This is a genomic window from Buttiauxella gaviniae ATCC 51604 (assembly GCF_001654835.1).
GTDB classification, from domain to species: Bacteria; Pseudomonadota; Gammaproteobacteria; order Enterobacterales; family Enterobacteriaceae; genus Buttiauxella; species Buttiauxella gaviniae.
Genome location: NZ_LXEP01000093.1, coordinates 1 through 736 on the forward strand (window position 1 = coordinate 1; position 736 = coordinate 736).

Consider the following 736-nt stretch of genomic DNA (forward strand, 5'->3'; position numbering starts at 1 on the left):
CGAGCCTCCAGGCCCCCCATGGTTCTGTAGTAATCACTCATCCGGTTATTATCATGACCCAATATATAATCCATATCAGAATACCCTGTCTTGCCAAAGGCTATAGCTCGATGTCCCCGCTGACACATGTTCCCAGGTAATGCTTTCGTACTTTAATGAAATACTTTCTATGGGTTGTGCATCGTTATGGGTTAATGAGTTGGGCGAAACAAGGTTAATGTCTGTAATGGTCGCTTTGATAAGTTTTATTCTATAAAACAATGATTGAGTGCCGGATTTATCCGTTCTGTATGCTTCAAATATCGCTTCCATCTTTTCGTTATTAGCAATGGCAAAAGCGAAGAGCGGAGAGGATTTATCAATAGGTTTTTTGAACATTAGTGGCTGATGGTTAACATTTTGATCTCGCGAAATAGCATAGGCCAATTCGTAAATGAGGATCTGATCGCGATGTGTGGCCTGATAGGCGTTGCCAATTGAATCATATGAAGAACAACCGCTTGAAATTAGCCCCTGATTTTCACCAGTCAATGAGAGATAGATATTATTCGACATGTTATTATTCCTTTTCTAAGTATGTTTAAGCGAGTTAATAACTCTCTTTTTATGCCTTAGGGTCAGGAACAATAAATGAAATTTATTCAAATATAGGAAATCGGACTTTATTGATATTAATATAAATAGCCTCTTTCACACGAATATTTTTCAGAGGCCATTTAATTTCAAAACATCATGC

At 37.6% G+C, this 736-nt stretch carries 1 protein-coding gene; it reads right to left on the reverse strand.

The annotated features are described in order from the left end of the window. Positions 1–75 precede the first annotated feature (75 nt). Positions 76–555: an Hcp family type VI secretion system effector gene (locus M977_RS23850; protein WP_064519666.1), complete on the reverse strand. Its 480-nt coding sequence runs from the start codon at positions 553–555 to the stop codon at positions 76–78. Positions 556–736 lie beyond the last annotated feature (181 nt).

Coding starts and splice junctions, on each gene's coding strand:
- M977_RS23850 (WP_064519666.1), bottom strand. CDS start 555: ATGTCGAATAATATCTATCTCTCATTGACTGGTGAAAATCAGGGGCTA.